Annotated in this window: 22 protein-coding genes; 15 read left to right on the plus strand and 7 right to left on the minus strand. The window is 54.1% G+C overall.

The window, feature by feature from the left end; all coding sequences use genetic code 11:
- Positions 1–16 precede the first annotated feature (16 nt).
- The 11 genes from fdhF (ACOQPU_RS25320) (at position 17) to ACOQPU_RS25370 (ending at position 11,957) form a co-directional block, all read left to right on the plus strand.
- The gene (gene fdhF, locus ACOQPU_RS25320; RefSeq protein ID WP_420642611.1) at positions 17–2,899 is read left to right on the plus strand and encodes a formate dehydrogenase subunit alpha; all 2,883 of its coding nucleotides are present in this window, start codon (positions 17–19) and stop codon (positions 2,897–2,899) included.
- Positions 2,900–3,005: 106 nt separating this feature from the next.
- A complete protein-coding gene (locus ACOQPU_RS25325; protein ID WP_420642612.1) occupies positions 3,006–3,362 on the plus strand; it encodes a hypothetical protein in 357 nt (118 codons plus the stop codon).
- A 19-nt stretch (positions 3,363–3,381) separates the two neighbouring features.
- Complete coding sequence (locus ACOQPU_RS25330; RefSeq protein WP_420642613.1) at positions 3,382–4,077, plus strand: 2Fe-2S iron-sulfur cluster-binding protein; 696 nt, start codon at positions 3,382–3,384, stop codon at positions 4,075–4,077.
- Complete coding sequence (locus ACOQPU_RS25335; protein WP_420642614.1) at positions 4,074–4,556, plus strand: nuclear transport factor 2 family protein; 483 nt, start codon at positions 4,074–4,076, stop codon at positions 4,554–4,556. Before ACOQPU_RS25330 ends, ACOQPU_RS25335 begins: the two co-directional genes overlap by 4 nt.
- Positions 4,553–4,906, plus strand: a complete 354-nt coding sequence (locus ACOQPU_RS25340) for a hypothetical protein (protein ID WP_420642615.1) — start codon at positions 4,553–4,555, stop codon at positions 4,904–4,906. The genes ACOQPU_RS25335 and ACOQPU_RS25340 overlap by 4 nt, the downstream gene beginning before the upstream one ends.
- Before the next feature lie 85 nt (positions 4,907–4,991).
- Complete coding sequence (fdhF, locus tag ACOQPU_RS25345) at positions 4,992–7,163, plus strand: formate dehydrogenase subunit alpha (RefSeq protein ID WP_420642616.1); 2,172 nt, start codon at positions 4,992–4,994, stop codon at positions 7,161–7,163.
- Between the two features lie 86 nt (positions 7,164–7,249).
- Positions 7,250–8,041, plus strand: a complete 792-nt coding sequence (locus ACOQPU_RS25350; protein WP_420642617.1) for an SDR family oxidoreductase — start codon at positions 7,250–7,252, stop codon at positions 8,039–8,041.
- Positions 8,042–8,090: 49 nt separating this feature from the next.
- Positions 8,091–8,870 carry an enoyl-CoA hydratase-related protein gene (locus tag ACOQPU_RS25355; RefSeq protein ID WP_420642618.1) on the plus strand — a complete coding sequence of 260 codons (780 nt, stop codon included), beginning with the start codon at positions 8,091–8,093 and terminating at the stop codon, positions 8,868–8,870.
- A 1-nt stretch (position 8,871) separates the two neighbouring features.
- Positions 8,872–9,678 carry an aminoglycoside N(3)-acetyltransferase gene (locus tag ACOQPU_RS25360; protein WP_420642619.1) on the plus strand — a complete coding sequence of 269 codons (807 nt, stop codon included), beginning with the start codon at positions 8,872–8,874 and terminating at the stop codon, positions 9,676–9,678.
- 88 nt (positions 9,679–9,766) lie between these two features.
- Positions 9,767–10,273 carry a hypothetical protein gene (locus ACOQPU_RS25365; RefSeq protein WP_420642620.1) on the plus strand — a complete coding sequence of 169 codons (507 nt, stop codon included), beginning with the start codon at positions 9,767–9,769 and terminating at the stop codon, positions 10,271–10,273.
- Between the two features lie 172 nt (positions 10,274–10,445).
- On the plus strand, positions 10,446–11,957 hold the full coding sequence (locus tag ACOQPU_RS25370) for an acetyl-CoA carboxylase biotin carboxylase subunit (RefSeq protein WP_420642621.1): 1,512 nt from the start codon (positions 10,446–10,448) through the stop codon (positions 11,955–11,957).
- A gap of 1 nt (position 11,958) precedes the next feature.
- Here ACOQPU_RS25370 and ACOQPU_RS25375 read toward each other — a convergent pair whose 3' ends face one another.
- Positions 11,959–12,246 (minus strand): helix-turn-helix domain-containing protein, encoded by a 288-nt coding sequence (locus ACOQPU_RS25375; RefSeq protein WP_420642622.1) that lies wholly within the window; start codon positions 12,244–12,246, stop codon positions 11,959–11,961.
- The gene (locus ACOQPU_RS25380; RefSeq protein WP_420642623.1) at positions 12,239–12,550 is read right to left on the minus strand and encodes a transcriptional regulator; all 312 of its coding nucleotides are present in this window, start codon (positions 12,548–12,550) and stop codon (positions 12,239–12,241) included. Before ACOQPU_RS25380 ends, ACOQPU_RS25375 begins: the two co-directional genes overlap by 8 nt.
- 149 nt (positions 12,551–12,699) lie before the next feature.
- On the opposite strand from ACOQPU_RS25380, the gene ACOQPU_RS25385 reads away from it, so the two are divergent.
- Both ACOQPU_RS25385 and ACOQPU_RS25390 read left to right on the plus strand, forming a co-directional pair.
- Positions 12,700–15,123: a hypothetical protein gene (locus ACOQPU_RS25385; RefSeq protein ID WP_420642624.1), complete on the plus strand. Its 2,424-nt coding sequence runs from the start codon at positions 12,700–12,702 to the stop codon at positions 15,121–15,123.
- An 83-nt stretch (positions 15,124–15,206) separates the two neighbouring features.
- Entirely contained in the window at positions 15,207–17,417 is a 2,211-nt protein-coding gene (locus tag ACOQPU_RS25390) for a protein kinase domain-containing protein (RefSeq protein ID WP_420642625.1), read from the plus strand.
- A 63-nt stretch (positions 17,418–17,480) separates the two neighbouring features.
- On the opposite strand, the gene ACOQPU_RS25395 is transcribed toward ACOQPU_RS25390, so the two are convergent.
- The 4 genes from ACOQPU_RS25395 to ACOQPU_RS25410 all read right to left on the minus strand — a co-directional run bounded on the left by ACOQPU_RS25395 (position 17,481) and on the right by ACOQPU_RS25410 (position 20,141).
- Positions 17,481–18,413: a phosphotransferase family protein gene (locus ACOQPU_RS25395; protein WP_420642626.1), complete on the minus strand. Its 933-nt coding sequence runs from the start codon at positions 18,411–18,413 to the stop codon at positions 17,481–17,483.
- A 99-nt stretch (positions 18,414–18,512) separates the two neighbouring features.
- Positions 18,513–19,148 carry a TrmH family RNA methyltransferase gene (locus tag ACOQPU_RS25400; protein ID WP_420642627.1) on the minus strand — a complete coding sequence of 212 codons (636 nt, stop codon included), beginning with the start codon at positions 19,146–19,148 and terminating at the stop codon, positions 18,513–18,515.
- Positions 19,135–19,638, minus strand: coding sequence for a gluconokinase (locus ACOQPU_RS25405; protein WP_420642628.1), 504 nt, complete (start codon positions 19,636–19,638; stop codon positions 19,135–19,137). Before ACOQPU_RS25405 ends, ACOQPU_RS25400 begins: the two co-directional genes overlap by 14 nt.
- Complete coding sequence (locus tag ACOQPU_RS25410; protein ID WP_420642629.1) at positions 19,635–20,141, minus strand: GNAT family N-acetyltransferase; 507 nt, start codon at positions 20,139–20,141, stop codon at positions 19,635–19,637. Before ACOQPU_RS25410 ends, ACOQPU_RS25405 begins: the two co-directional genes overlap by 4 nt.
- 243 nt (positions 20,142–20,384) lie before the next feature.
- Here ACOQPU_RS25410 and ppdK point away from each other — a divergent pair, with 243 nt between their 5' ends.
- Both ppdK and ACOQPU_RS25420 read left to right on the plus strand, forming a co-directional pair.
- Entirely contained in the window at positions 20,385–23,081 is a 2,697-nt protein-coding gene (gene ppdK / locus ACOQPU_RS25415) for a pyruvate, phosphate dikinase (RefSeq protein WP_420642630.1), read from the plus strand.
- A gap of 159 nt (positions 23,082–23,240) precedes the next feature.
- On the plus strand, positions 23,241–24,542 hold the full coding sequence (locus ACOQPU_RS25420; RefSeq protein WP_420640693.1) for an IS701 family transposase: 1,302 nt from the start codon (positions 23,241–23,243) through the stop codon (positions 24,540–24,542).
- A gap of 115 nt (positions 24,543–24,657) precedes the next feature.
- Here ACOQPU_RS25420 and ACOQPU_RS25425 read toward each other — a convergent pair whose 3' ends face one another.
- Positions 24,658–25,209 carry a pyridoxamine 5'-phosphate oxidase family protein gene (locus ACOQPU_RS25425; RefSeq protein WP_420642631.1) on the minus strand — a complete coding sequence of 184 codons (552 nt, stop codon included), beginning with the start codon at positions 25,207–25,209 and terminating at the stop codon, positions 24,658–24,660.
- Positions 25,210–25,315 lie beyond the last annotated feature (106 nt).

The following is a 25,315-nucleotide window of genomic DNA, read 5'->3' on the forward strand; positions in this document are numbered from 1 at the left end:
ACGGAGCAATAAAAAAATGATTACGCTAACGATAGATGGTCAGGCGGTTTCGGTGCCATCTGGCACCACCGTCATCGAGGCGGCGCACGCCAACGGCATTGAGATTCCCCATCTTTGCTACCATCCAGAGCTGTCGGTGTCTGGCGGCTGCCGCATGTGTATGGTGGAGGTGAACGATTGGCCTGCGCCCGTGGCCAGCTGCGGCTTGCAGTGCGAAGAGGGGATGCAAATTCGCACTCAGAGCAGCCAGCTTACCGACCTGCGTCACGATGTGATTGATCTCTTTGTGGCCGAACATCCGCTGGACTGCGTGACGTGCGACAAGGCGGGCGCCTGTTCGCTGCAAGATTATGCCTACCAGTACGGCGTCACCGAAACGAGCCATGAGTTTGAAATCGGCCGGACGCTGTACCAGGACGACAATCCATTTTTCATTCGTGACCATCAATACTGCATTTTATGCGGCCGTTGCGAGCGCGTTTGTCGGGAAGTAATTGGGGTGAATGCCATCGAGGTGGTGGGGCGCGGCTTTACCAGCCATGTGGCTACCCCGTTCGATGGCCCCATGCTCGACTCCTCCTGCGTCTTTTGCGGGACTTGCGTACAAATGTGTCCGACGGCCGCACTGATGCCCGTCTCCCGTATGGGCAAGGGGCGCGAGTGGGAGCTGGATCGCGCTAAAACCACCTGCGGCTACTGCGGCGTGGGTTGCCAGATCAGCTATGCCCGCAAAAATGGCGACATTTTGTACGCCGAGGGTGCGTCTGGCAACTCCGTGAATGGCGAGACGCTATGCACCAAAGGACGGTACGGCTGGGACTTTGCCACCCACAAAGACCGCCTCACCAGCCCCATGCTGCGCCGCGATTTGGCCTACGAGATGGGTCTCACCGATGAGCCGTGGGAGCTGCCCACCAAATCGCCGCTGGCCGTCCGCAAGCCAAAGGTTGAAGATAGCTTTGTGCCGATTGATTGGGAGACGGCTTTGAAACTGGTGGGCGAAAAGTTTGCCGAAACTGCCAAAGAGCATGGCTCGGATGCCTTTATGGGCTTGGCTTCAGCCCGCTGCACCAATGAAGATAACTACATCTTCCAAAAGTTTATGAGAGCCGGAATCGGCACCAATAACCTGGATCATTGCGCCCGTCTCTGACACAGCTCAACCGTTGCAGGCCTCGTGAAGGCCTTCGGAAGTGGGGCAATGACCAACTCAATCGCAGAGATTCGGGATGCGGACTGCATTTTTATTACCGGCTCGAATACGGCCGAATCCCATCCCGTCATTAGCTACGAAGTGGTACGGGCGGTGCAGGGCGGGGCCAATCTCATCATCGTCGATCCGCGACGCATTCCGCTGGTGGATCACGCCACGCTGTTCTTGCAAATCAAGCCCGGCACAGACATTTACATCTTCCTGGCGATTATGCACGTCATCATCCGGGATGGGTTGGCCGATGAAGCGTTCATCGCGGCGCGGACGGAAGGGTACGAAGATTTCCGTGAGGTGGTAAGAGCCTACACGCCGGAGATGGCCTCATTGGAGTCCGGGGTTCCTGTGGAGAAGATCGAGGCGGCGGCGCGGATTTATGCGACGGGTGAACGGGTAGACGGCCGTTCCAAACACAACTCACCACGCGGCCACAGCGGTATTTTTTACGCCATGGGCATCACCCAGCGCAGCAACGGCACCGACATGGTGATGACCCTGGCAAATCTGGCGATGCTGTGCGGGCAGATGGGCAAGCCGTCCACCGGGGTGAATCCGCTGCGCGGCCAGGCCAACGTGCAGGGCGCGTGTGACCTGGGCTGTTTGGTCAACGTCTACCCTGGCTACCAGGCCGTCACCGACGATGCCAAGCGGCAAGCCATTGCCAAATCGTGGCAAGTGGAGTCGCTGCCGGGCGAAATTGGCCTTACCATTGTGGAAGCGATGCACGCCGCGCATGAAGGCAAGGTGCGGGCCATGTACGTGATGGGTGAAAACCCGATGATGTCTGACCCGAATACCACCCACGTTGAGGCGGCCATTCGCAAACTGGACTTTTTGGTGGTGCAAGATATTTTCCTGAACGAGACGGGGCAGTTGGCGCATCTGCTGCTGCCTGCGGCCTCCTCGCTGGAAAAGCACGGCACCTTTACCAACACGGAGCGGCGCGTGCAGCGCATCCAGCCCATCCTGCCCTCGCCCGGTGAAGCATGGCCGGATTGGAAAATTACGGCCGAAGTTGCCGCCCACTTTGATGCGGCGATGGGTATTGAGCGAAGTGACCCAGATTATTGGCGGTATGACGATACGGCCGTCATCTTCGACGAACTTACCCAGGTCACACCGATTTACGCTGGGATGTGTTATGACAGATTGACTGATTTTGGCTTGCAATGGCCTTGCCCCAGCGAAGATCATCCCGGTACGCCGATTTTGCACCGCGAAACATTTGCCCGTGGTTTGGGTAAATTCCATGCGATCGAAGCCAAAGACCCCGCCGAGCAAACTGACGATGAGTACCCGCTGATTTTGACAACGGGGCGAGTGCTGTATCATTACCACACGGGTACGCAGACGCGGCGCAGCGGCCCACTGGATTGGCGTGAGCCGCGTGGCTATGTGGAAATCAATGCGGTAGATGCGGCGGCGATTCAGCTTGAGGATAATCAGGCGGTGGTCATCAAAAGCCGTCGCGGTGAGGTGCGTACCAAAGCGCAGATTAGTGCCGATGTGCCGCCGGGGACAATTTTCCTGGCGTTCCACTGGCGTGAAGCCCCGGCCAACATGCTGACACAAGATTTTGCGCTCGATCCGGTGGCTAAGATACCAGAGTATAAGGTAACGGCCGTTCGCCTCGAAAATCCACGCGCTAAGTTGTTAAAGAAACGCTCGGCAAAAGAAAAAACACCGTAACGATAGAAATGCTGTGGTTGGCCTCCTGACCGAGCCGCTGAGTGACACGGTGAGGGCACCGACCACAGCTAAAAAACTACCTGATTCAACAATGGAAAATTCTCAGATGAAACAACGCTGGATAAATCGGCCGTTTGTGAAAGGCTTCCTGGGTGGTATTGTGACAACAGCCGCTTGTAGTTTATCAATGCCCTTTTCTGAACGCTTTGAACCCAGTATAGATGCTTCTGCAAGCAGCTTTTTTCTCGAAGTCCTCGTTTATGCAGGGATACCGCTAGGAATATTGCTTGCGGTTGGTTGGCTTGCCAATAAGGCATTAAGTCACTTTGACTTTGAAGGATTTAGGATTAGTGAAGAATTTCAAGCGAAAGGATTCCTGGGTTATGTGGTTGGTGGATTTGTTTATTTCATAGCTTCCATGATGACTTTGCTCTTGATTAGAATTCTAACACGAGCATTTTAAGAAAATTTTGGAGAACAGTATGAGTGATACCGTAACGTTGACAATTGATGGTCAAGAAGTGACCGTTGCCAAAGGCGCAACGATTTTAGATGCGGCCGCCCAAATCGGCATTGAGATTCCCGTCATTTGTTACCATCCACACTTGACGGCAAATGGTTTATGCCGCATCTGCTCGGTGGATGCCGGGCATCGGGTGCAGTTGGCCGCTTGCGTGACCGATTGCGCCGATGGCATGGAAATTGTCACTAACTCCGAGGACGTGCAACGGGGGCGGCGCACTATTCTGGAAATGTTGGCCTCAACGGTAAATGTGGACGAATCCCCAGAAATTCTCGACTTGATGGATAGCTACGAAGCAGAACCGCTCCGGTTTGCCGATGCCGCACCGCGCACAGCACCCGTTTACGACGACAATCCATTTTATTTGCGGGATTACAACCAGTGCATCAACTGCTGGCGGTGTGTGCAGGTTTGCGCCGACGACGCCCAATTTGCCTTTGCCCTCAGCTTTGACGGCCGTGGCTACGAAACCCAAATTGGCACCTTCAACGGCAACGGCATGATGGACACGACCTGCGTCTTTTGCGGCCAATGTGTGGGTGTTTGCCCCACAGGCGCGCTCAAACCAAAGCGTCAGGCATTGTTGGAGCAAGGAACCGATCCAGACTCCATTTTTGAGCAAACGCGGCGCAAGCGAAAGAGAAAGAAGAAATGAGTCAGGAGAATCAGCAACTCATCCGCACTTTTTACACCGCTTTTCAGCAGCGGGATTACGCCGCCATGAACGCTTGCTATCATCCCGATATTCACTTTTCTGACCCGGCGTTTGGTAATTTGCATGGCAAGCAGGCCATGGCGATGTGGCACATGCTGTGCGAGCGGGGCGAGGATTTGCAGATCACCTTCCGCGATGTGCTGGCGACGCAAAACAGTGGTCAGGCACATTGGGAAGCGATTTACACGTTTTCCACCGGGCGCAAGGTGCATAATCGCATTGAGGCAAATTTTGACTTTGCTGATGGGTTAATAATCCGGCACGCGGACGAGTTTGACTTTTATCGCTGGATGCGGATGGCGTTGGGGTTGCCGGGCACATTGGCTGGCTGGACGCCCATGATGCAGAAGAAGGTGAGGGATACGGCCGTTTCTGGTCTTAATAAGTTCATCGCCAACCACCCGGAGTATCAAGCATGACATTAGAAGTTTTGCCCGTGAAACGGCCGTCCTGGACACCACTCACCCACGATGGCTGCATCAACGTAGATGTTAAATCCTTGCTAAAGCTGGAGCATCTCGCTTTGGCAATGTTACGCTTTGATAAAAACGCTACCATCCATGAGCATCCCGCTGACTTTGACGTTGACGTGATTTGCCTGGGCGGCTCCGGCTTTACCAGCGTCGGCAAAGAGCAATCGCCTATTTATGAGGGTGAGCGGGTGCGCTGGCCTGCTGGCAAGCCCCACCGCCTGTGGACGACCGATGATGAAATGCTCACGCTCATGGTTGAGCATATCCAATCGACCAAAACACTTGCTTCAAAATGAATTTTAGGTCTAATGGCTCAAACCTGTTTAAACAGGTTTCCTGGCTAGGCGTCGAATTCATTCGATGACAGATGGAGGCATTCTGATGATTACACCCGATAAAACAGTCCGAACCACCTGCCCTTACTGCGGTGTAGGTTGCCAAATGCAGCTGAAGGTGAAAGACGATTACATTTACGCAGTCGAAGCCCCATTTGATGCCGCGCCCAACTACGGCATGTTGTGCGTCAAGGGGCGATTTGGCACGGATTATGTCAAGCATCCCGGCCGGGTAAAAACGCCGCTCATCCGGGCTAATCGGGACGAGGGGCGCAGTGCCAAGCCTGTTTGGCGGGAAGCCACTTGGGATGAAGCCCTGGACTATGTGGCAGACAATCTGGCTCGCATCGCTCAAGAAAGCGGCGGCGACGCCATTGCCAGCTATGCCAGTGCCAAAGCCACTAATGAAGACAACTACATCTTCCAAAAGGTGATGCGGGCGTTGATTCGCACCAACAACGTGGATCACTGTGCCCGGCTGTGCCACGCGGGCTCTGTGACGGGCTTACAGCTTTCGATTGGCTCCAGTGCCATGTCAAACTCCATTGCCGAAATGGAAAATTTGGAGGCCTTTATCGTGACGGGCTCCAACACGACCGAAACCCATCCCGTGATTTCAAATTTCCTCAAGAAAGCGGTGCGTAAAAATGGCGCCAAGCTGATTGTGGTTGATCCGCGCCGCATTGAGATGACCGCTTTTTCTACCGTCTGGCTGCGCCAAAATCCGGGTACGGATGTGGCCGTCTTCCAGGCGATGGCGCATGTGGTGGTGAAAGAAAAGTTGTATGATGAGGAATTTATTGCCGAGCGAACGGAGGGCTTTAACGATTATTTAGAATCGCTGGAGGAATTTACGCCAGAGTGGGCAGAAACGGTAAGCGGCGTGCCTGCCGATGATATTCGGCAAGCAGCCCGAATTTATGCCAAAGCAGAACGTGCCTCGATTTATTGGGGGATGGGCATTAGCCAAAGCACCCACGGCACGGATAACACGCTGTCGCTGGTGAATTTGGCGATGATGTGTGGCCATGTGGGCAAAGCTGGCACGGGGGTTAATCCGCTGCGGGGCCAGAACAACGTGCAGGGCTGCTCCGACAGCGGCGGCTTGCCCAACGTCTTTACCGCGTACCAAAATGTAGCTGATCCAGAAACGAAGGCGAAGTTTGAACAGTTTTGGGGTACACAGCTAAACCCGGAACCAGGGCTGACGGCCACGGAGATGGTGACTGGTGCGTTGCATGGTTCCGTGCGGGGCATGTTTGTCCTGGGTGAAAACCCAATGATGAGTGAGCCAAATCAGCACCACACGCGCCATTCGCTGGAGCAGCTAGACTTTATGGTGTGCCAGGACATTTTCATCAACGAGACGGGCGAAATGGCGGACGTGATTTTGCCTGCCACCAGTTTTGCGGAGAAGGATGGCACGTTTACAAACACAGACAGGCGGGTGCAGCGGTGCCGCACGGCCGTTCCCCCCGTAGGCAATTCACGAGCAGATTGGGACATTTTGTGTGACTTGGGTCGCCGCATTGAGCAGCGGCTGGGGCTGGAACTGAGCAATGGCTTCGACTTTAACCATCCCAGCGAGATTTGGGAAGAGATGCGCCAGCTAACGCCCGACTTCTGGGGCATTGATTATGATCGGCTTGAGCGCGAGGGCGGCGTTCATTGGCCGTGTCCCAGCTTCGACCATCCCGGTACGCCATTTTTGTTTGCCGATGGCTTTCCGCGAGGGCGGGGCAAGTTCTGGGAAGTGGAATACGGCACGGATTCGGAACAGCCAGATGCAGACTATCCGTTTAATCTCAGTACCGGGCGCGTGCTTTACCATTGGAGTGGCAGCACGATGACGGGGCGTTCCTCGCTAGAAAATGTGTACCCAGAGGCGACCTGCGAGATGCACCCGGAGGATGCGGAAGAGATGGGGCTAGAGACTGGCGATTGGGTGACGGTTGCTTCCAGACGTGGGGAAATTACTTTACGGTTATTAGTCACAGAACGCTCATTGCCCAAAACGATTTTTGTACCTTTCCACTTTGCTGAGGCGGCCGCCAATTTGCTGACGCTAGACCGGGTGGATGAACGAGCCAAAATACCGGATTACAAGAACACGGCCGTTCGCATTCAAAAAACCAGCACCCCTGAGGGTTGGGACGAAGGGTACGAAAAACCGCTGTTTGACCGAGGGGCTATCAAAGACCCTGTGCAAATTCATTAGAAATTAGCCACAGAGAACACAGAGTTTTTAGAGGTTTTCTCTTTTTTCTCTTTTTTCTCTGTGGCAAAAAATGGAACTTCTTTAGCATGGAACTTGGACTAAAAAACAAAGTGATCATGGTGGAGGCAGCCAGCAAGGGGCTGGGCTTTGGCATTGCCCAGGCCGTGGCGCAGGAAGGCGCGCGCGTTTCCATTGGCAGCCGCACCGAGGCAGACATTTTAGCGGCGGCCGACACCCTGCGCCGCGAAACCGGAGCCGAAACGCTGGGTAGCGTGCTTGATGCGCGGGATGCGGCTTCCATTAGCAACTGGGTCGAGACAACCGTTGCCAAATTTGGTGGTGTGGATGGGCTGGTGGTGAATGCAGGCGGCCCACCAGCCGGAGGTTTTGACGATTTTGATGATGCCGCCTGGCAAGCTGCTTTTGAACTAACGATGATGAGCAGCGTGCGGATGATTCGAGCCGTACTGCCTCACCTGCGGGCGCGGGGCGGTGGCTCGATTTTAGCCGTTACCTCCTCCTCGGTGAAGGAGCCAATTGATATTTTGCTGCTGTCTAACGTGATGCGCTCTGGGGTGGTGAGCTTGCTAAAGAGCTTGTCACGAGAGCTGGCTCCAGAGCAAATTCGAGTGAACAATTTGGTGCCTGGGCGCATTTTGACGGATCGGGTGAAGTCGCTGGATACCATAGGAGCAAAAAGCAGTGGGCGTAGCGTGGCGGAGCAGCAGGCGATGCAGGAAGCGCAAATTCCGTGGGGTCGGTACGGCACGATTGAGGAGTTTGGCAAGGCGGGGGCGTTTTTGCTGTCGGAGGCGGCCAGCTACATTACGGGGGAGACGTTGATTGTGGATGGCGGGGCGATGAAGACGGTTTGGTAATGGTTAATGGTGAATTGTAAACGGTTAATTGTTAATTGTCGGGGGTGTTGTGAGTGAGATTACGGTAAGGCAGCATGATGGGGTATTAACGGTGGCGTTGGATAGGCCAGCGGTGCATAATGCGCTGACGCCGACGATGATTGGGGAGCTAACGGCCGTATTCCAAACAATCCCTTCCCAAGATGATGTGCGAGTAGTGGTGCTGACTGGCAACGGCCGTTCCTTTTGTGCGGGGGCCGATTTAGGCTTCATGCGGGCGGCGGCCGATTATACTTTTGCCGAAAATGTGCAGGATGGCGAAGGGATTTTTGACCTGATGCTGGCGATTGAGCAATGTCCACGCCCGGTGATTGGCCGGATCAATGGGGCGGCGATTGGTGGCGGTGTGGGGTTAGTCAGCTGCTGCGACATCGTGGTGGCGGTAGATCGCGCCAAGTTTGGCTTTAGCGAGACGCGGCTGGGCATTGTGCCTGCGGTTATCTCACCGTTTGTGGTGGGTAAGATTGGGGTGGGCAATGCGCGTGAACTGTTTTTGACGGGAGAGCGGTTTGATGCGGCCAAGGCACAACAAATTGGGTTAGTAAATCACGTAGTGGCAGAAGCAGCGTTGGATACGGCCGTCTCCGAACGTGTCCAGCAACTGTTGCAAGCTGCCCCCGGTGCCCAAGCTGCTGCCAAAGAACTCATTCGCCAGGTGGCTTACCAGCCCAAAGCGGCAATGCGCGGCTACACATCGGAACTGATCGCCAGCCTGCGCGACAGCGCCGAGGGCCGAGAGGGGATGAGTTCTTTTTTGGAAAAGCGCAAGCCTTGGTGGCAGGAGTCGTAAAATGACGGAAACGGCCGTTGTTCAAAAATCACCCCATCCCTTTACAAAAAAAATCCTGATTGAAAATTTACATGCAATTGGTTTACGACCAGGTATGACTGTGCTGGTGCATTCTAGCATGAGCAAAATTGGATTTGTGCCGGGTGGGCCTGTAACGGTGATTCAGGCATTGATGGAACTGCTAACGGAACGAGGTACCTTGATTATGCCCACCCACACCGCTGGCTATTCAGACCCAGCACCTTGGCGCAATCCGCCCGTTCCTGAAGCGTGGCACCAAATTATTCGGGATGAGATGCCTGCTTATGACCCGCAACTGACGCCTACCCGCATGATGGGCGCAATTCCTGAGTTATTCCGCACCTGGCCCGGCGTATACCGTAGCAGCCATCCCCATGACTCGTTTGCGGCGTGGGGCCAGCATGCCCTCACGGTCATTGAAAACCATGCACTTTCGTTGGGAATGGGGGAAGATTCACCGCTGGCTCGGCTGTACGATTTAGACGGTTACGTGTTGCTGTTGGGCGTGGGGTACGGTAACAACACCTCGTTCCATTTGTCCGAAGTTCGTGCCAACATTCGTAAAGTGGTGAAGCAAGGCGCACCTATCTGGTTAAACGGCCGTCGCGTTTGGCAATGGTTCGATGATTTGGATTACGATGACGATTGCTTCCCCGAAATAGGTGCGGAGCTAGAGAAAACGCATCCCGTACAGATTGGCAAGGTAGGGTTGGCTGAATGTCGGTTGTTTCACCAGAAAACAGCCGTCGATTTTGCGACTGAGTGGCTGCAAGATCAGGCTCGCTAATATTATGCGAGATGGATCGTGACAAATTGCTTCTACATTGAGAAACAGTGTTCAATTTATAAAAACTGTTATTTATAGGAGTAAAGAGATGAAATACGTTCCGCCAATTATTGCTTTTTTGGCGTTGTTATTTGTGATGGCTTTGCCACAACAGCGGGTTCAGGGGGCTGGCGACATGGTTGAGACGATTCCCCAGAAGCCAGATGCCCCCGTTGCAGTTACCTCTACCCCCACGCCGATTGTGACGGCAACGGCCGTTCCTAACAGCACCCCCACACCCCCGCCAAACCCTCAATTGGCGTGTTTGCGCATTAATTTTGAGGTGAGCGGCGATGTGGCTCAAGCAGGAACCTATGAAGTGCGGGAGGTAGGCGGCCGTTCTCTGGCAAGTTGGTCTGCTCAAGCCGGTTGGCAAGATAGTGGCTGGATTCGCAACCTGGAGATTTCCTTTGATGCCGTGCATGTTCGCGTTATTTTCCACCCGACGGATGGCTCACCGAACGTAACCATGTCCATTTACAACCCGGCACCGGGCACGGAGTATGGCTGGGTGGCACGCGGCATGTGCCATGCTGTGGAGGTTGGTTGGCCGTAGGTCGGTGTTCAGCAATCGGTGATTTGGTAAGTCAGTTTTGGCTCCCGCGGGTTTATGGTAGAGTTGTGCAGCTACTAAATATCTGCGGGAGTTTTTGCTGCATGAGAATCAGATGATTTAGTTTCTATCTCTTAAAACTCTGTATCCTCTGTGGCTTATCAAAAGAAAATTTATGTTTCGGAAAGTGTTAATTGCAAATCGAGGGGAAATTGCGCGGCGGCTGATTTTGGCTTGCCATGAACTGGGGATTACGGCCGTTGCCATCTACTCAGATGCCGACGCGGAGGCTCCCTGGGTACGGCTAGCTGATGAACGATACAATCTGCCAGGGGTGAGTGCCACCGATACTTATTTAAACCAAACGGCCGTCCTGGACATTGCCACAGCTTGCGGTGCTGAAGCGATCCATCCCGGTTACGGTTTTCTAAGCGAAAACGCCACTTTTGCCACAGCCTGCGCCGAGCGCGGTATCGTCTTCATCGGTCCCAGCCCAGAGGCGATTGAATTAATGGGCAGCAAAGCCAAATCCCGCGAGATTGCCGAGCAGGCGGGAGTGCCCATTGTGCCTGGTGTGGATGGTGCAAGGATGAGTGCGGCAGAATTGCAAACGGCCGTTGCCCACATCGAGTTTCCCATCCTCATCAAAGCAAGTGCGGGGGGTGGGGGCAAGGGAATGCGTGTCGTCTGGTCTGCCGACCAATTTGCAGACGCCGTGCAGGCGGCACGAGGGGAGGCCCAAAACTCCTTTGGCGATGATCACGTGCTAGTCGAAAAGTATTTCACCCAAATTCATCACGTCGAAATTCAGGTGCTGGGCGACCAGTACGGCAATGTGCTGCACCTGTTTGAGCGGGAGTGCAGCATCCAGCGGCGGCACCAAAAAATCATCGAGGAGACGCCTGCCCCTGTGATTCAGGATGATGATTTGCGGCAGCGCATGGCGGCTGCGGCCGTTTCCTTGGCCAAAGCAGTCAATTACAGCAGCGCAGGCACTGTAGAGTTCATCGTTGACGAAAAGGGTGGTTTTTACTTCCTAGAGATGAACACCCGCCTTCAGGTAGAGCATCCTATCACGGAATTGGTCACGGGGATTGACATTGCTGTCTGGCAAATTCGTATAGCCAATGATGAGCCGCTGCCGTTCAGGCAGGAAGATATTCAGCAGCGCGGCCACGCCATCGAATGCCGTGTGTATGCCGAAGACCCAGCCAACAACTTTTTGCCTTCAATTGGGGAGATTGCGCGGTATGAACGGCCGTCTGGCCCTGGTATTCGCGTAGATGATGGGATTGAATCGGGAACGGCCGTTTCACCTTACTATGATCCGATGCTGGCCAAAATTATTACCTGGGGCCACAATCGCGAAGAAGCGATCGGCAAAATGATTCGTGCCTTGCAGCAAACAGTGGTGCTGGGTGTAACGACCAACATTCCCTACTTGCTGGCCATCCTGCAAGAGCCAACCTTCTGCAGTGGCCACACCAGCACCAGCTATTTACAAGAAATCTTCCCTGATTGGCGGCCAGATGTGCTGGATGAAGATGGCTGGCTGGGTGCGGCCGTTTTCGAGCTGCTGCGAGGCGGGGGCAAAAAGGTGAGAACGTCCGCCCTGAGCAACGTCGAAGGGACTACTGCCTACGATCCTTGGGGGGAAACGGCCGTGTGGCGCAACGTACGCCGCTAATTTAAGCAATGTCCAAAAAGACAGAAGGATGCTGTTCTGCGATGCGTAGTAAAGATTTAGCTGGCCCGCTTGGCACGCGCCGTCCTTGCTCCCAATCCTGAATTGTACGCAGACTAACGCCCATCAACCCAGCAAAAGCAGCTTGTGAAAGCCCCAATTTTTGCCGAATATCTTTTGGCAATGAAGGGTCAGACAGTTTACGCTTTTTTAATTGCCCTTGCCCGGCCTTAAATGCCTTAATTTCACGAATACCTTCTAAAATTTCCAGTCCAATATTTCGTTCATCCATTTTTAATTTCTTCCGCAATTGCTTTTAGGACGTGAGCTGGAATGGTATCCCGCTCACTTTTACCATAAACAGTTAAAAGCCAAATTTCACTTTCGGAAACCTGCCAATAATAAATAACCCGAATGCCCCCACTTTTACCTTTGCCTCGGATTGCCCAGCGTAACTTTCTTACGCCTCCTGTTCCTTTGATAATTGCTCCAGCATCAGGATGGTGTAAAAGAAATTTTTGCAAACCGAGAAATTCATCATCTGATAAATATTTGCTGATAAGTTTGGTAAATGTTGATGTTTCGATGAATACCATAATGAAATTATACGGCATTGCCGTATAATTTGGCAAACCTTAACTGTAAAAGCTGTTTCAAGAAGGTTTACAGGTTGCACCAAATTCGGCATAATAAGCGCGCACCAACTGTAGTTCATTAATTCAAGCATACGCAAAGGCAACGTCTTGTGGACGACCGTAAACGAGCCATTGACGCCACCCAAGCCACCCTCCATACTCTGAAAAAGATTGCCCACACACGGAAGGTACATGAATTGTCGTCCTTGTCTTTGCCCGAAATTGATAAGCTGGTAGCAGCGATTGCTAAATATGCACCCGCTGGCAACGTTCCCAGCGTTATTCTCAATGGCCTGCTGCGGCTGCCCCATCGTAAACCCCCTGCGTCCACTGTGCGGCGTGACATTCATCTACTTTTCAAAGGAGTCGATCAGGCATTGTTGGATAAGGCGGTGTACGGAACGTTTTTCGCGGGGCCTGCGGCCGTTTTATGGGCGTACCAAAATTTGCTTAAGCTGGCTGGCAAAGAGGTGGATGCCTCGTTCCCGGAAGGTATCTGGCAATTTTATGTGGATTATGCCCTGCGGGACGATACCGCCCGCCATGCTTGTGAAACGCATGGCTTCGATACCGCCCTCCGCCAGCACAATATCCAGCTTTCCCCTGTCGATCGCGTGACAGCGTTGGCGATGACGGCCGTTTACACCTTGCACCAATATTACGGTTTGCTAGAAAACGAATGGCGGGAGCGCGTCTTCACCACTGCACTGCAAGAAGTAACGGCCGATCTACCCAATCACGCCCAATTTGCGGAACTGTACCATCGCTGGGAACAAAGACGGCCGTACGGCCGTGCCGCCGATGTGCAGCCGCAGGAAGATTATCCTGCCTACCGTCGCCGCAAATTTGATACTTTCTTGGCCGATGCACTTAACGAGCTACCGTCTGAAGCCAAAACTGCTTGGCAGCAGAAAATAGCGGCTGCCGAAGCCGAAGCGTTGCCTGCTTACCAGCGGCAGATGAGTATACGCGCTTATCTGCAACCATCGCTTTATGGCGAGGAGCGGAAGCCAATTTCGATTGAGCAGATGCAGATTGGCATCATTTATCAGGGTCGCTACTATTTGCTGCCCGCCTGTGCCGATAAAAACGGCTGTCCCCAAGATGTTGGTACCATGCGCAGTTTCATTTCTGGCCTGATGCACCGCGCCGTAGATGCGGCCCCTGCTCAGCTCACAGAACTGGCACGAACGAAGCGGGCTGCTTTCCCTGAGATTATGAAACAAATTGGCGAAGGGTTGCGGCAAGAATTAACCAGCCTGCGGCTGGCTCCCATCTGGATCAATGCGGATCAGCAGTCGCGCCACCAGCCGCTGGCTACCTTGCGCCAGGCAGAGCGGGCCATTGGCGACCAGCCGCTAACCATCTTTGACACGGGTGAAACGTTCGTTTTCGATCTGTCACACATCTTTTTTGACGGCATCTGGGGGGCGGCGATGGCCGAAATTATGACCAATGAGGCTCTCTCCTGGGCGGTTTATCTGCATGATTTGCCTTCGGTGACGGGGCGCTCACAACGACCGTATGCCCCCCAGCTTGCCCCACGTGCCAGTGACCAGCAAAAGGTGAGGGTTGCTCCCCGCGTCGCCCAAGAGGTGAGCGCCGAAACCAATGCCATCAACCTGGAAGCAATTTTGCAGCTACGGGAATTGTTTAAGCAGCGGAATGATTTGCTGCGGATGACGGTCAACGATTTGTTGGTGCTGTACCGCACCATTCACGGCCTGGCGTACCGTCCTGCGCCAGAGTTGGTAACCCAATTAGAGGCTTTGTTGGCAGACGGCCGTACCCAAGCCGCCGCAAAAACCGCGCTTAAGGCCATTCAAACACAGGGGAGCAATCCAGTGAGCCTCATCCCCGTGGATGCCAGCCGCCGGAACCCGCGAGACCGTGTTTACCCCATGACCTTCGAGGTGCCGCTAGCGAATTTAGATTTGATAGGTGAGCATCAGCGGGTGTTAGCTGCCCTACGCAATTATGAACGGGCGACCCGCAACCGGCAGCACATATATGGCCAGTTTGAGAAGCTGCAAAAATCATATCTGACTATGCTGGCGGGTTTTGGTGAGGTGCTTAACCAAGCCAAAATTCGGGCCAGCACGGGCGAAAGCATGAGTGTAGACACTATTCGCCTGTTGGCTCACCTGCCCGTGTCTGTTCAGCGATTGCTGGACAAAATTCCGGGTCAATTTGATGTACTAAACGATTTAATCAAAGGGCGGGAGGTTTTTTCTAACGTGGGACGAGTTGCGCCCGGCAGCAGCCTTACCCGCTTTATGACAGCCAAAGATGATAATGAGAAGAAGGAGTTGGCTTGGGGCGTACTGACCGATGCCGACGGGGTGATCCACGTGACGGTGCGTGATTTTCGGCCGCATGTGGCTCAGTTAACGGCCGTTGGTCGCCACGATCTCGCCATTCGCATCATTGCTGACCAGCTAGATTCTTTTGCCACCGGGCTAAATAATTATGTGCGCGATCTGCATCGCATCGTCACCACATCTTACGAAAAGCGCGGCATATTCAGCCGTTAATTTTTTGCCACAGATTGCGCGGATTTACACGGATTTTTATGTTTTAATCCCAAAAATCCGCGTAATCTGCGGCTAATTTTTCCATGACAGATTTCAACCAGGACCCGCTCATCGGGCAGCAGCTAGATGAATATGAACTGATTTCGCTTTTGGGGCGGGGTGGGATGGCGAGCGTCTATCGCGGGCGGGACGTGCGCCTGAAGCGGGATGTAGCAATCAAAGTAATTGATGCTGTTTATCGCACCGATGAAGATTACCGCGCACGCTTTGAGCGAGAGGCGCAGGCGATTGCCCAACTTGAGCATCCCCATATCGTGCGGCTGTATCGGTATGGGGAGGTTTCTGGCCTGTTTTATATGGCGATGCAGTACGTTCCTGGCCAAGATTTACGCAGCTATTTGGACGATTTGCGGGCGCAGGAGGCATGGCTGCCTGCGCTGGAGGCGGCGCGGCTGGTGCGGGAGCTGTGTGGTGCGCTGGATTATGCGCACAGCAAGGGTGTTATCCACCGGGACGTGAAGCCGTCGAACATTATGCTGGATGCAGACGGCCGTTCCTACCTCACCGATTTTGGGCTTGCCTGGCTAGCTGGGAGCGATACACAGGGGGAGATTTTTGGCTCGCCCCATTATTTGGCACCAGAGCAGGCGATTAGCTCCGCTGGCGTGGTGCCCCAAAGTGATCTGTACGCCGTTGGCGTGATTTTGTACCAAATATTTACGGGGCAACGGCCGTTTGAAGGAGCCGAACCGCTCGAAATTGCCCTGAAGCAAATGAGTGACGTCCCGCCATCTCCGCAGGAACTACGCCCGGAACTGAGTCCGGCACTTTCTGCCATTATTCTTAAAGCGTTAGCGAAAGAGCCAGACGGCCGTTTTGCGAACGGGAATTTGCTAGCAACGGCCGTTGAAAAAGCAATCCAGCAGCCAGAAGAGGTGGATTTTACACTGCCGCTTACCCAATCTGTTATCGCTGCACCCGCACCAACGCCTATGGCTCCGCCACCTCCTGCGGTAACCGGGCCACCGCTTTCCAGCTCGCCACGCACCTTGCCGCCACCACCTGCCGCCGTTGCGATGGGGCAGGTGCAGCACACCGTCACCCCCACACCAAAACCTGAAAAGGCGCAGACGAATAACGGCCGTTCCTGCCTGTTTGTCTTGCTCTTTTTCCTCATTATTTTGGGTGTGGCTACTGCGGGGGGCTGGTTTTTTATTTGGGAAGGCCGTTCTTTTAGGGATTTGACGTACCTGGCGCAAAATGGTGGCTTCCCGCCCACGGCGACCGTTACCAGTACGCCATCGCCAACCGCCACACCAACCTTGATGCCAACTGAGACAGAGACGGCCGTTCCAACTGAAACAAATGGAGCAGAAACTTTGGCGGAAACGGCCGTGCCCGCCGCCACACTCACGGCAACACCATTGCCCAGCCCCACAGCCTCACCCACACCGCTACCCACCACGACAGCCACCAGCTTGCCTACACCGACGCCGCTTGTCGTCCTCACCCGCGAGGCGGACGGGATGCCGCAGGTGCTCATTCCCGTTACCACTTTCCTGATGGGCGCGAGGGACGATGATGAGCTGGCTGAAGCAGACGAACGATCCCGCCATGAAGTGACGCTGGATGCGTTTGCCATCGACCTGTATGAGGTGAGCGTGACGCAATATGCTGCCTTCCTCAACACGCTGGGGGAATACGTGGCTGCCTGCAACAGTTTCACCTGCCTGTCCACGCGCTTCGAGACCACGCGCAGCTATCTCACGGACAACACGAGCGGCTACCTGCCGCTTGAGGGGTTTGGCGACTATCCGATTAACAATGTAAGCTGGCACGGAGCCAGTGCGTACTGCCAATGGGTGGGTGGGCGGCTGCCCACCGAGGCGGAATGGGAATTGGCGGCGACGGGTGGAGACGGCCGTTTCTATCCCTGGGGTGATGATCTGCAAATTGACGACGATGGCACCATTCCTGCCGTCTTTTCAGGCACCTTTAGCAACTTGCAGCCCGTCACCAGCCTGCCCGAAGGAGCCAGCCCGTTTGGCCTGCACCATATGGCGGGGAACGTGTGGGAATGGGTCGCCGACGGCTACGACCCGATTTACTATGATCGCTCTCCCCTCGAGAACCCCACCGGCGCGGATGTGGGCACCACTGGCGACTACGTCCTGCGGGGCGGCGGCTACGACAGCCCCGCCGAAGAACTCCGCACCACCAACCGCGCCAGCCAACGCGCCCCCGAATTCCGCCAAATCCCCAGCGTCGGCTTCCGCTGCGTGACCGAACCTTGATTGCTCATAGCCACGGATTTCGCGGATTAAGAGGATTTGATTAGCCAAATCCGTGGCTAAGTTTTAAGTACCAAACCCTAGATTTTTAGCGATGCCTCGCTTGATCCATTCATATCCATCCCGGCTGTCAGTTTTGGCGAAAAAGCGTAATCCATCCAGGCTGATATAGCATTGGTAGCAGCGAATTCGTTCTAAAAAGTGGGGAACTTCTCGATTGTGGGTGCGGTAAAATTGTTGAAAGGCAGCGACGTAATCAATCGTTGCTGAGGTAGTGAGGTAAGCCACGTCGAAAAGAAAGTCGCCAAATTTGGCGTTGGCCCAATCCAGCACGGCCGTTACCTTCTCCCCCTCCGCCAACACATTGTTATAGCCATAATCCCCATGCACCAACCACCGTTCAGTTGGCAAGTAGGAGAATAGACGCTGCATTTCTGCATACAGCTGGTCAAACAACGGCCGTTCCAAAAACGAATCTTCAAACAGATGATGCCAATGGCCGTAAAAGCCGTCTTCCTCTTCTTGGCCTACTTTTAACAGAAAATCGGGCCAGCTAGCGGATTGGCCAACGGCCGTTTCATCAAAAAATCCGTACCCTTGCGTATTGCCCAAATCAGCCTGATGAATCGTGTCCAGCATCTTGATGAGATCAGGCAAAACCAGTTTGTATTGCTCTGTGTTTAGCTCATCCAACGGCTGCCCCGCAGCGCGTAGCGCAATGGCAAAATAAAACGCTTCAAAGGGTCCTTGGTGCAAGATCGGCGGCAGCAGCACTTCGCTTCCTTGCAATAAATTGGCAACCGCAACCTCCTTCTTGAGCGTGTGTGCCATCTTGCTCTCCACAAACCGGATGACAAATTCCTGGTCGCCAGCGCGGAAAGAGTAAACCAGGGCAATTTGCCCCGTTCCCAATGGTGCCAGATCGTCAATGGGTTCATCAAAACAGCTGCGAACGAGGGCCTGAATCTGCGACTTATCAATGTTGGGTTTTGCTGTCATTTCGTTATTTTATACGGCGGTAGTAACTAATGCTATCCTCCCAGAGGTTCACGGATGATTCGTTGTTAGCCTCAATTAAACCTCCGGGAGGGTTAATAGTTATCGGCCGTATTGGATTTGGTAGATGGCAATGCCAAAAGCAACGGCGACGTTGAGCGAGTTTTTAATGCCGCTCATCGGCAGGGCAAAGGTGCAATCGGCCAGTTGCTGGATGGCGGGATCGACCCCGACTTTTTCGTTACCGATGACGAGGAGAATGGGCTGGTTGGATTGTTCTGGAAAAGTAGCGGTGAAGAGGTTAACGGCCGTTTCTCCCTCCTCTAGCACCCAAATGCGATACCCGGCTGACTTTAGCTGGGTTACGGCGTGAACACTGTTGCGATGTTGCGTCCAGGGCAGCGCATTTTCTGCGCCCAGCGCAGTTTTTGCCAGCTTGGGATGGGTTGGTGAGGCGGTGATGCCGCCAAGATGCAGATGCACACCGCCCGCACCGTCGGCGGTGCGCAGGATAGCACCCACGTTGTACAAACTGCGAATGTTGTCCAGCAGCAGTTCTAATCGGATAAAGCGGGGGGATGTTTGTAGCGAACGCGTGCCGCTTGCCTGTGGCGTAGCTGCTAGCATGGTTGGTGTGCCGCAGTGGGGGCAATCTGCACCTGCTGGATTATCTATCGCGACGGGAAAGCGAAACTGGCACGCTGCCGCCGCGCATTGTCGGATTTCATACGACTGCATCGCTGCTCCGCCTGTTTAGCTCCGCCAAAATATCTAGCACCAAGGTTGTTACCGGGCGGGCCAGGTCCAACACGAGTGCATCGGTGGGTGGTTCTAACGTGTCGAACTGGCTTTGCAGCAGCGCAGGGGGCATGAAATGATTGCGCTGTGCCATTCGCTGTAAAATCTGGTCATAGCTGCCATGCAGGTGCACCAGCAGCACATTTGGCAGATGGCAACCAAGCGTTTGGCGATAGCTGGCTTTGAGCGCAGACGTGGCCAGAACGGCGTCTTGCCCTGCGGCTAGATGCTCATCAATGAGCTGACGCAGGCTAGCTAGCCAGGGCGCACGGTCGGCGTCAGCCAGTGGGAGGCCCGCAGCCATTTTGGCAACATTTTCTGGCGGGTGATAGTCGTCGCCATCGAAGAACGGCCGTTGCCATGCCTTTGCCAATGCTTCCCCCACCGTACTTTTGCCGCAGCCAGACACACCCATCAAAATCACAATCATGCGAGACCCACCTTTTGGCTGCGCCGCTCCATGAATAATACGTCCCGCCAACGGTCGTACTGCTGCCCTAGCTTCTCCCGCCGCCCCACAATCCGAAAACCGCACTTTTCGTGCAGCTTAACGCTGGCTTCATTTTCCGGGAAGATGCTGGCTTGCAGCATCCAGATGCCTGCCGCTTCCGAGCTATCCACCAGTGCTTGCAGCAGCCGCTTGCCTACGCCCTGCCCCCACACCGTTGGCGCCACGTAAACGCTTACCTCGGCCACACCCGCATAGACGCAGCGGCTGGAAACCGGGCTGAGGGCCGCCCAGCCTACAATCTCGCCACCCTCGGATTGGGCAACGAAACGGCCGTTTGGCAAATGGCTGCTATCCCACGCTTCCCAGGTAGGCACATCGGTTTCAAACGTGGCTTCGCCGGTGGCAATCCCGTCGGCGTAGATTTGGGCAACGGCCGTCCAATCGTCTGCAGTCATTTCCTGAATTGTGATATTCGTTGACATCGTTCACCTGAACTTTTGAAATTGTCGAGACATGACTATAACGCAGACAGTCGAACATCATCAAAAAATGAGACAATTTGGGTTAGCCAAATTTGTCACATTTGTGTACTAAATTTTCTTTGCATTTGCAATGATTTATTCAATAATGTCACAAGAGGTGGCAGGATTCTCCCCGTATCTGCCACTTTATCCACTTCCAAATTGTTCAACTCAATTTCAATAATTCAGATCGAGGAGAAGACAATGTTATATCAGCAAAGGGATCACAAATGGGTTTACCTTTTTACAGAAGGACGCACTGAGATGAAAGCGTTGCTTGGTGGCAAGGGTGCCAACGTCGCCGAGATGACGCAGGCAGGCCTGCCAGTGCCGCCTGGTTTTACCATAACAACCGAGGCATGTAACGCTTACACTCAATATGAAAATCAATTCCCAGAGGGGATGTGGTCTCAGGCGCAGACAGCACTCGCCCAAGTGGAGGCCGACACTGGAAAACAGTTTGGCGGCAACCAAAATCCGCTGCTGGTATCGGTGCGATCCGGGGCTGCTATCTCCATGCCCGGCATGATGGATACGGTACTCAATTTGGGCCTCAATGACGAAACTGTGGAGGGGTTGGCACAGTTTACCGAAAATCGCCGTTTTGCCCTGGATGCGTATCGCCGATTTATTGCCATGTTTGGCAACATTGTTATGAAAGTTCCGCATGAGAAGTTTAGCCGAGCCTTGGAACGGTTTAAGCTGCAAACGGATTCTGGACGCGACACGGACCTCGGTGAAGATCATTTGGATGAACTGATCAACGTTTATAAACGGATTATTTTTACGGACAGGCATGGTGATGAGTTCCCGCAAGATCCGTTCGAGCAGTTGCGAATGGCCATTGCGGCCGTTTTCGATTCCTGGAATACGCGACGGGCCGTTGAATATCGTCGTATCCACCGCATTCCTGATGATTTGGGAACGGCCGTAAATGTGCAGGTAATGGTTTTTGGCAACATGGGGTGGGGTAGCGGTACAGGCGTGGCTTTCACTCGGAATCCATCCAATGGCGACAAGGAAGTTTTTGGGGAATATTTGCTCAATGCCCAGGGGGAAGATGTGGTGGCTGGCCTGCGCACGCCCAAATCGATTCATGAGATGGTCAACGAACTGCCTGAATCTTACCAACAGCTTATGGGCATTATTCAACGTTTAGAAGCGCATTACCGCGACATGCAAGATATTGAATTTACCATTGAGCAAGGCAAACTTTGGATTTTGCAGACGCGCACGGGCAAGCGCACGGGGGCCGCCGCGGTCACTATCGCGGTGGATATGGTGGATGAGGGGGTGATTGATCGGGAAACGGCCGTGCTGCGCGTAGAGGCCAATCAACTGGATCAACTCCTGCACCCCACCATCGATCCAGATGCTGATGCCACAGTGGTTGCTACCGGCTTGCCAGCCAGCCCAGGTGCGGCCACGGGCATCGTGGTGCTCACGCCCGACGATGCGCTTGTGTACAGCGAACAAGGCCATCCGATTATTCTTGTCCGCCACGAAACCAGCCCGGATGATTTTCACGGCATGGCGGTGGCCGAGGCGATTCTGACGGCACGTGGTGGGATGACCTCTCATGCGGCCGTTGTGGCTCGCGGCATGGGCACCCCCTGCATTGTTGGTGCGGATGCCATCCAAATAAGCGAAGAAGAGGGCTATTTTTATACCAAAGAGCACAAGGTGCGGCGGGGTGACTGGATCACCATTGATGGGTCCACAGGGTCGGTGCTGCTGGGGCAGGTGGCTACCAAACAGCCAGAGCTTGGTGACCATTACCTGACGCTCATGGGCTGGGCAGATGGCATGCGCCAGCTCGGCGTGCGGGCCAATGCGGATACCGGTCACGACGCCAGCGTCGCCCGCAATTTCGGGGCAGAAGGCATCGGCCTTTGCCGGACTGAGCATATGTTCTTTGGCGACGACCGTTTGGCCATTATGCGTGAAATGATTTTGGCAGAAGATTTGGCGGCGCGGCAAGTGGCTCTGGAAAAACTGCTGCCCATTCAGCGGCATGACTTCCTGGAAATATTCAAAGCAATGGATGGTTTGCCCGTTACCATTCGCCTGCTGGACCCGCCGCTTCATGAATTTCTCCCTAATTTTGAGGAGTTACAAGTTGAGCTGTACGAGCTAAAGCTGAAGACGCAGCAAGCCGACACGTTTGCCAAAATAGATCAGTTGTTGCACCAAATTTGGGAAAAAGAGCAGCTTTTACACCGCGTGGAGCAGCTGCGGGAGGCGAATCCTATGTTGGGGCATCGGGGGTGTCGTTTGGGGCTGCTGTATCCAGAAGTAACCGAAATGCAGACGCGGGCAGTTATGGAAGCAGCCTGCGAGGCGCAGGCTCAAAACATCGCTGTTCAGCCTGAAATTATGATTCCCCTGGTGTCGGCAGAAACGGAATTGAGACATCAGCGTGCGGTGGTTGAACGTGTGGCGGAGGCCGTGCTAGGAACTTACGGCATGAAGCTGGATTATCACATTGGCACGATGATTGAACTGCCCCGGGCTGCCCTTATGGCCGACCGAATTGCTGAACATGCAGACTTCTTTAGTTTTGGCACAAATGATTTGACGCAAACAACGTTTGGCTTAAGCCGAGATGACAGCGGCCGTTTCCTTTCCCATTACGTCACCGAGAAGCTGCTTACGGACGATCCGTTCCAGGTGCTAGATCAAAATGGCGTTGGGCAACTGGTGCAGTTAGGGGTTGAGCGTGGCCGCCAAACTAAACCAGCGCTAAAAGTAGGTATTTGTGGGGAGCATGGTGGTGAACCGCGCAGTATTGCCTTCTGCCAAGAGGTTGGGCTGAATTATGTGAGCTGCTCGCCGTACCGGGTGCCTATTGCCCGCTTGGCAGCGGCGCAGGCGGCACTCAGGCAACAAAAGTCTGCCTAATTTGACAATGTTAAATTAGGCTCGTGAGAGCCAATATCAGTAAAATTTGAAAATGGAAAAGAAAAAACTTCACGGTTAGCCCAGTGGGGGCTAAATGAAGCAGCTATCGATAAATTGGGTGAGCGGCTTGACCAGTATCATGAACGTTATCGTTATTGGATGAAAACCAAGACACGCGATACCAGTGAATATGGCTATCATTACCTGAGTGGCTTGTTACGAATGGAGAGCAACCGGCATATCAGCGGGATTGCCCGTGTAGCGGGAATCCCCGAACAAAATCTGCAACAATTCATCGCCGATTCACCTTGGGCCGGGAACGATTTGATCGCCGTCCTGCAACAAGATATCAGCAGTTTGCCCCACTACCAGCAAGGCAGTGTCCTCATTGCTGATGAAAGTGCAGAGGAGAAGGCCGGTGATGGCAGCGCCGGCAGCAGTCGGCAGCACAATGGTCGCCTGGGAAAAGTTGACATGAGTCAGGTGGGTGTGTTTTTGGCCTTGGCCAAAGATGGCTACCGCACCTGGATTGATGGCGAACTGTACTTGCCAGAAAAATGGTTCACCCCGGCCTATGCGCGGCGACGCAACAAGCTAGCCATCCCCGCTGACCGGGAATTTCAGACCAAGATCGAACTGGTACTGGTCATGGTCAAGCGGGTCCTGGCCAATGGCGTCGCCTTTGACGCCTTTGACTGCGACAGCTTGTATGGCCGCAGCCACTGGTTGCGGGCTGAATTAGACCAGCTGTCCATCCAATACTTTGCCGATATTCCCTGCAACTTGTCGCTTTATCTGGAGAAACCTCAGGTCATCCGGGAACCAAAGCGCAAGCATGTCCAAATTACTGTGTTAGGCAGTCAGACCACACCTGAACAACTGGCATCGGCGTTCTCATTCACCGCCATCACCCTTCGTCCACATGAACGGGGCCATCTCACTGCCCAATTTGCCCGGCAACGGGTGTGGACCGTCAGTGAAGAGGGAAGTTGCCGCCAGGAATGGCTGCTGATCCGCCGCGCCAACGGTAAAGTTACTTATTCACTGAGCAATGCCCCGGCTGATATTCCTCTGGAGACAATGGCCCGGCACAAGTCGCATCGCTACTTCATCGAACGGGCCCATCAGGACGCCAAATCGGAGTTGGGGTGGGATGAATTTCAGGCCCAGAAGTACCCTGCCTGGGTTCACCATCTCGCCTTGACCATCATGGCCAGTGCCTTCATCACCGAAACCTTGCTCGAGTGGACGGAGGCATATCCTCGTGACCCGGCTTTGTTGGCTGCCTACGAAACGGATACTTTGCCCAATTTATCGATTGTTAACGTTCGTACCTTGCTACGAGCCGCGTTGCCGTTGCCGCAGTTGTCGTCACGCCAGGCGGCTGAATTGGTTGTCAAACACTTGGATAATCGTACTCGCTCACGAAAGTCACGGCTTAGAAAGGCTCGTGGCCCGTGAATCTAACATTGTCAAACTAAGTACCTGAAATATTGGCCACAGAGTTCACAGAGGGCTTAGAGGCGAAGGTTCATTGCTCAGATTTCTCTTTTTCCGCGGAAAGAAAGTGCGGCTACTAGGAGTTGTAATAGAAGGCACCAGGGAAATCGTCGGTTACTTCTTTTTTCTTGCCGCTCCATTCGTGGATGTTGATGCGGTAAACGGCCGTTCGCTTCAACTCTTCTGGGGTAATGCCGCGGTAATCCTGGTCTGGTTTCAGGTGCGGCGCATATTTGTCTAGCAGCAGTTGCAGGCCGTGCTGGGCTTCGGCGGGGTCGGTGATGGTCACGGCCGTACCAAACACAGTCACGCCACTGTACTCCACACTAAACTCTAACGCCTCTTTGGCAGGCAGCAGACGGCCCATCTCAAAAATGGTGAAGCAAATCTTGGTTTCTTGGGCCAGATTGGCCGGGGTGCGCCCCACGCGGGCGGTGTGCATGTAGATGGCGTGGGCTGCTTCGTCGTAGGCGTACAAATTGCTGTTCAAAAATGGCTGGTCGCCCTGATTGAAGGCCAAAACGCCTACGGGAGCGCGGTGCAGCAACTCTCGAATCCACGCTTCATCGGCCACAGCACGGTCGCTGCGGCGCACTTCGGTATTAGCTAGATTGGTGTAATCTTTCATGGTTGCTCCAATTTATTTTTGCCACAGAGGGCACAGAGTTCCTAAAGGATTTTGCATGACCAAGATTTCGCAGATTGAGCAGATAAAAATTGGGTAAATCTGCGTA

This window comes from Candidatus Leptofilum sp., assembly GCF_965223285.1.
Taxonomy (GTDB): domain Bacteria; phylum Chloroflexota; class Anaerolineae; order Promineifilales; family Promineifilaceae; genus Leptofilum.

What these genes read in the sequence shown, in the direction of transcription:
- ACOQPU_RS25325 (WP_420642612.1), top strand. Translation starts at nt 3,006, where the DNA reads ATGAAACAACGCTGGATAAATCGGCCGTTTGTGAAAGGCTTCCTGGGT.
- ACOQPU_RS25350 (WP_420642617.1), top strand. Translation starts at nt 7,250, where the DNA reads ATGGAACTTGGACTAAAAAACAAAGTGATCATGGTGGAGGCAGCCAGC.
- ACOQPU_RS25405 (WP_420642628.1), bottom strand. Translation starts at nt 19,638, where the DNA reads ATGATTGTGATTTTGATGGGTGTGTCTGGCTGCGGCAAAAGTACGGTG.
- ACOQPU_RS25425 (WP_420642631.1), bottom strand. Translation starts at nt 25,209, where the DNA reads ATGAAAGATTACACCAATCTAGCTAATACCGAAGTGCGCCGCAGCGAC.
- ACOQPU_RS25335 (WP_420642614.1), top strand. Translation starts at nt 4,074, where the DNA reads ATGAGTCAGGAGAATCAGCAACTCATCCGCACTTTTTACACCGCTTTT.
- ACOQPU_RS25330 (WP_420642613.1), top strand. Translation starts at nt 3,382, where the DNA reads ATGAGTGATACCGTAACGTTGACAATTGATGGTCAAGAAGTGACCGTT.
- ACOQPU_RS25340 (WP_420642615.1), top strand. Translation starts at nt 4,553, where the DNA reads ATGACATTAGAAGTTTTGCCCGTGAAACGGCCGTCCTGGACACCACTC.
- ACOQPU_RS25400 (WP_420642627.1), bottom strand. Translation starts at nt 19,148, where the DNA reads ATGCAGTCGTATGAAATCCGACAATGCGCGGCGGCAGCGTGCCAGTTT.
- ACOQPU_RS25410 (WP_420642629.1), bottom strand. Translation starts at nt 20,141, where the DNA reads ATGTCAACGAATATCACAATTCAGGAAATGACTGCAGACGATTGGACG.
- ACOQPU_RS25375 (WP_420642622.1), bottom strand. Translation starts at nt 12,246, where the DNA reads ATGGATGAACGAAATATTGGACTGGAAATTTTAGAAGGTATTCGTGAA.
- ACOQPU_RS25390 (WP_420642625.1), top strand. Translation starts at nt 15,207, where the DNA reads ATGACAGATTTCAACCAGGACCCGCTCATCGGGCAGCAGCTAGATGAA.
- ACOQPU_RS25360 (WP_420642619.1), top strand. Translation starts at nt 8,872, where the DNA reads ATGACGGAAACGGCCGTTGTTCAAAAATCACCCCATCCCTTTACAAAA.
- ACOQPU_RS25365 (WP_420642620.1), top strand. Translation starts at nt 9,767, where the DNA reads ATGAAATACGTTCCGCCAATTATTGCTTTTTTGGCGTTGTTATTTGTG.
- ACOQPU_RS25395 (WP_420642626.1), bottom strand. Translation starts at nt 18,413, where the DNA reads ATGACAGCAAAACCCAACATTGATAAGTCGCAGATTCAGGCCCTCGTT.
- fdhF (WP_420642616.1), top strand. Translation starts at nt 4,992, where the DNA reads ATGATTACACCCGATAAAACAGTCCGAACCACCTGCCCTTACTGCGGT.
- ACOQPU_RS25370 (WP_420642621.1), top strand. Translation starts at nt 10,446, where the DNA reads ATGTTTCGGAAAGTGTTAATTGCAAATCGAGGGGAAATTGCGCGGCGG.
- ppdK (WP_420642630.1), top strand. Translation starts at nt 20,385, where the DNA reads ATGTTATATCAGCAAAGGGATCACAAATGGGTTTACCTTTTTACAGAA.
- ACOQPU_RS25380 (WP_420642623.1), bottom strand. Translation starts at nt 12,550, where the DNA reads ATGGTATTCATCGAAACATCAACATTTACCAAACTTATCAGCAAATAT.
- ACOQPU_RS25420 (WP_420640693.1), top strand. Translation starts at nt 23,241, where the DNA reads ATGAAAACCAAGACACGCGATACCAGTGAATATGGCTATCATTACCTG.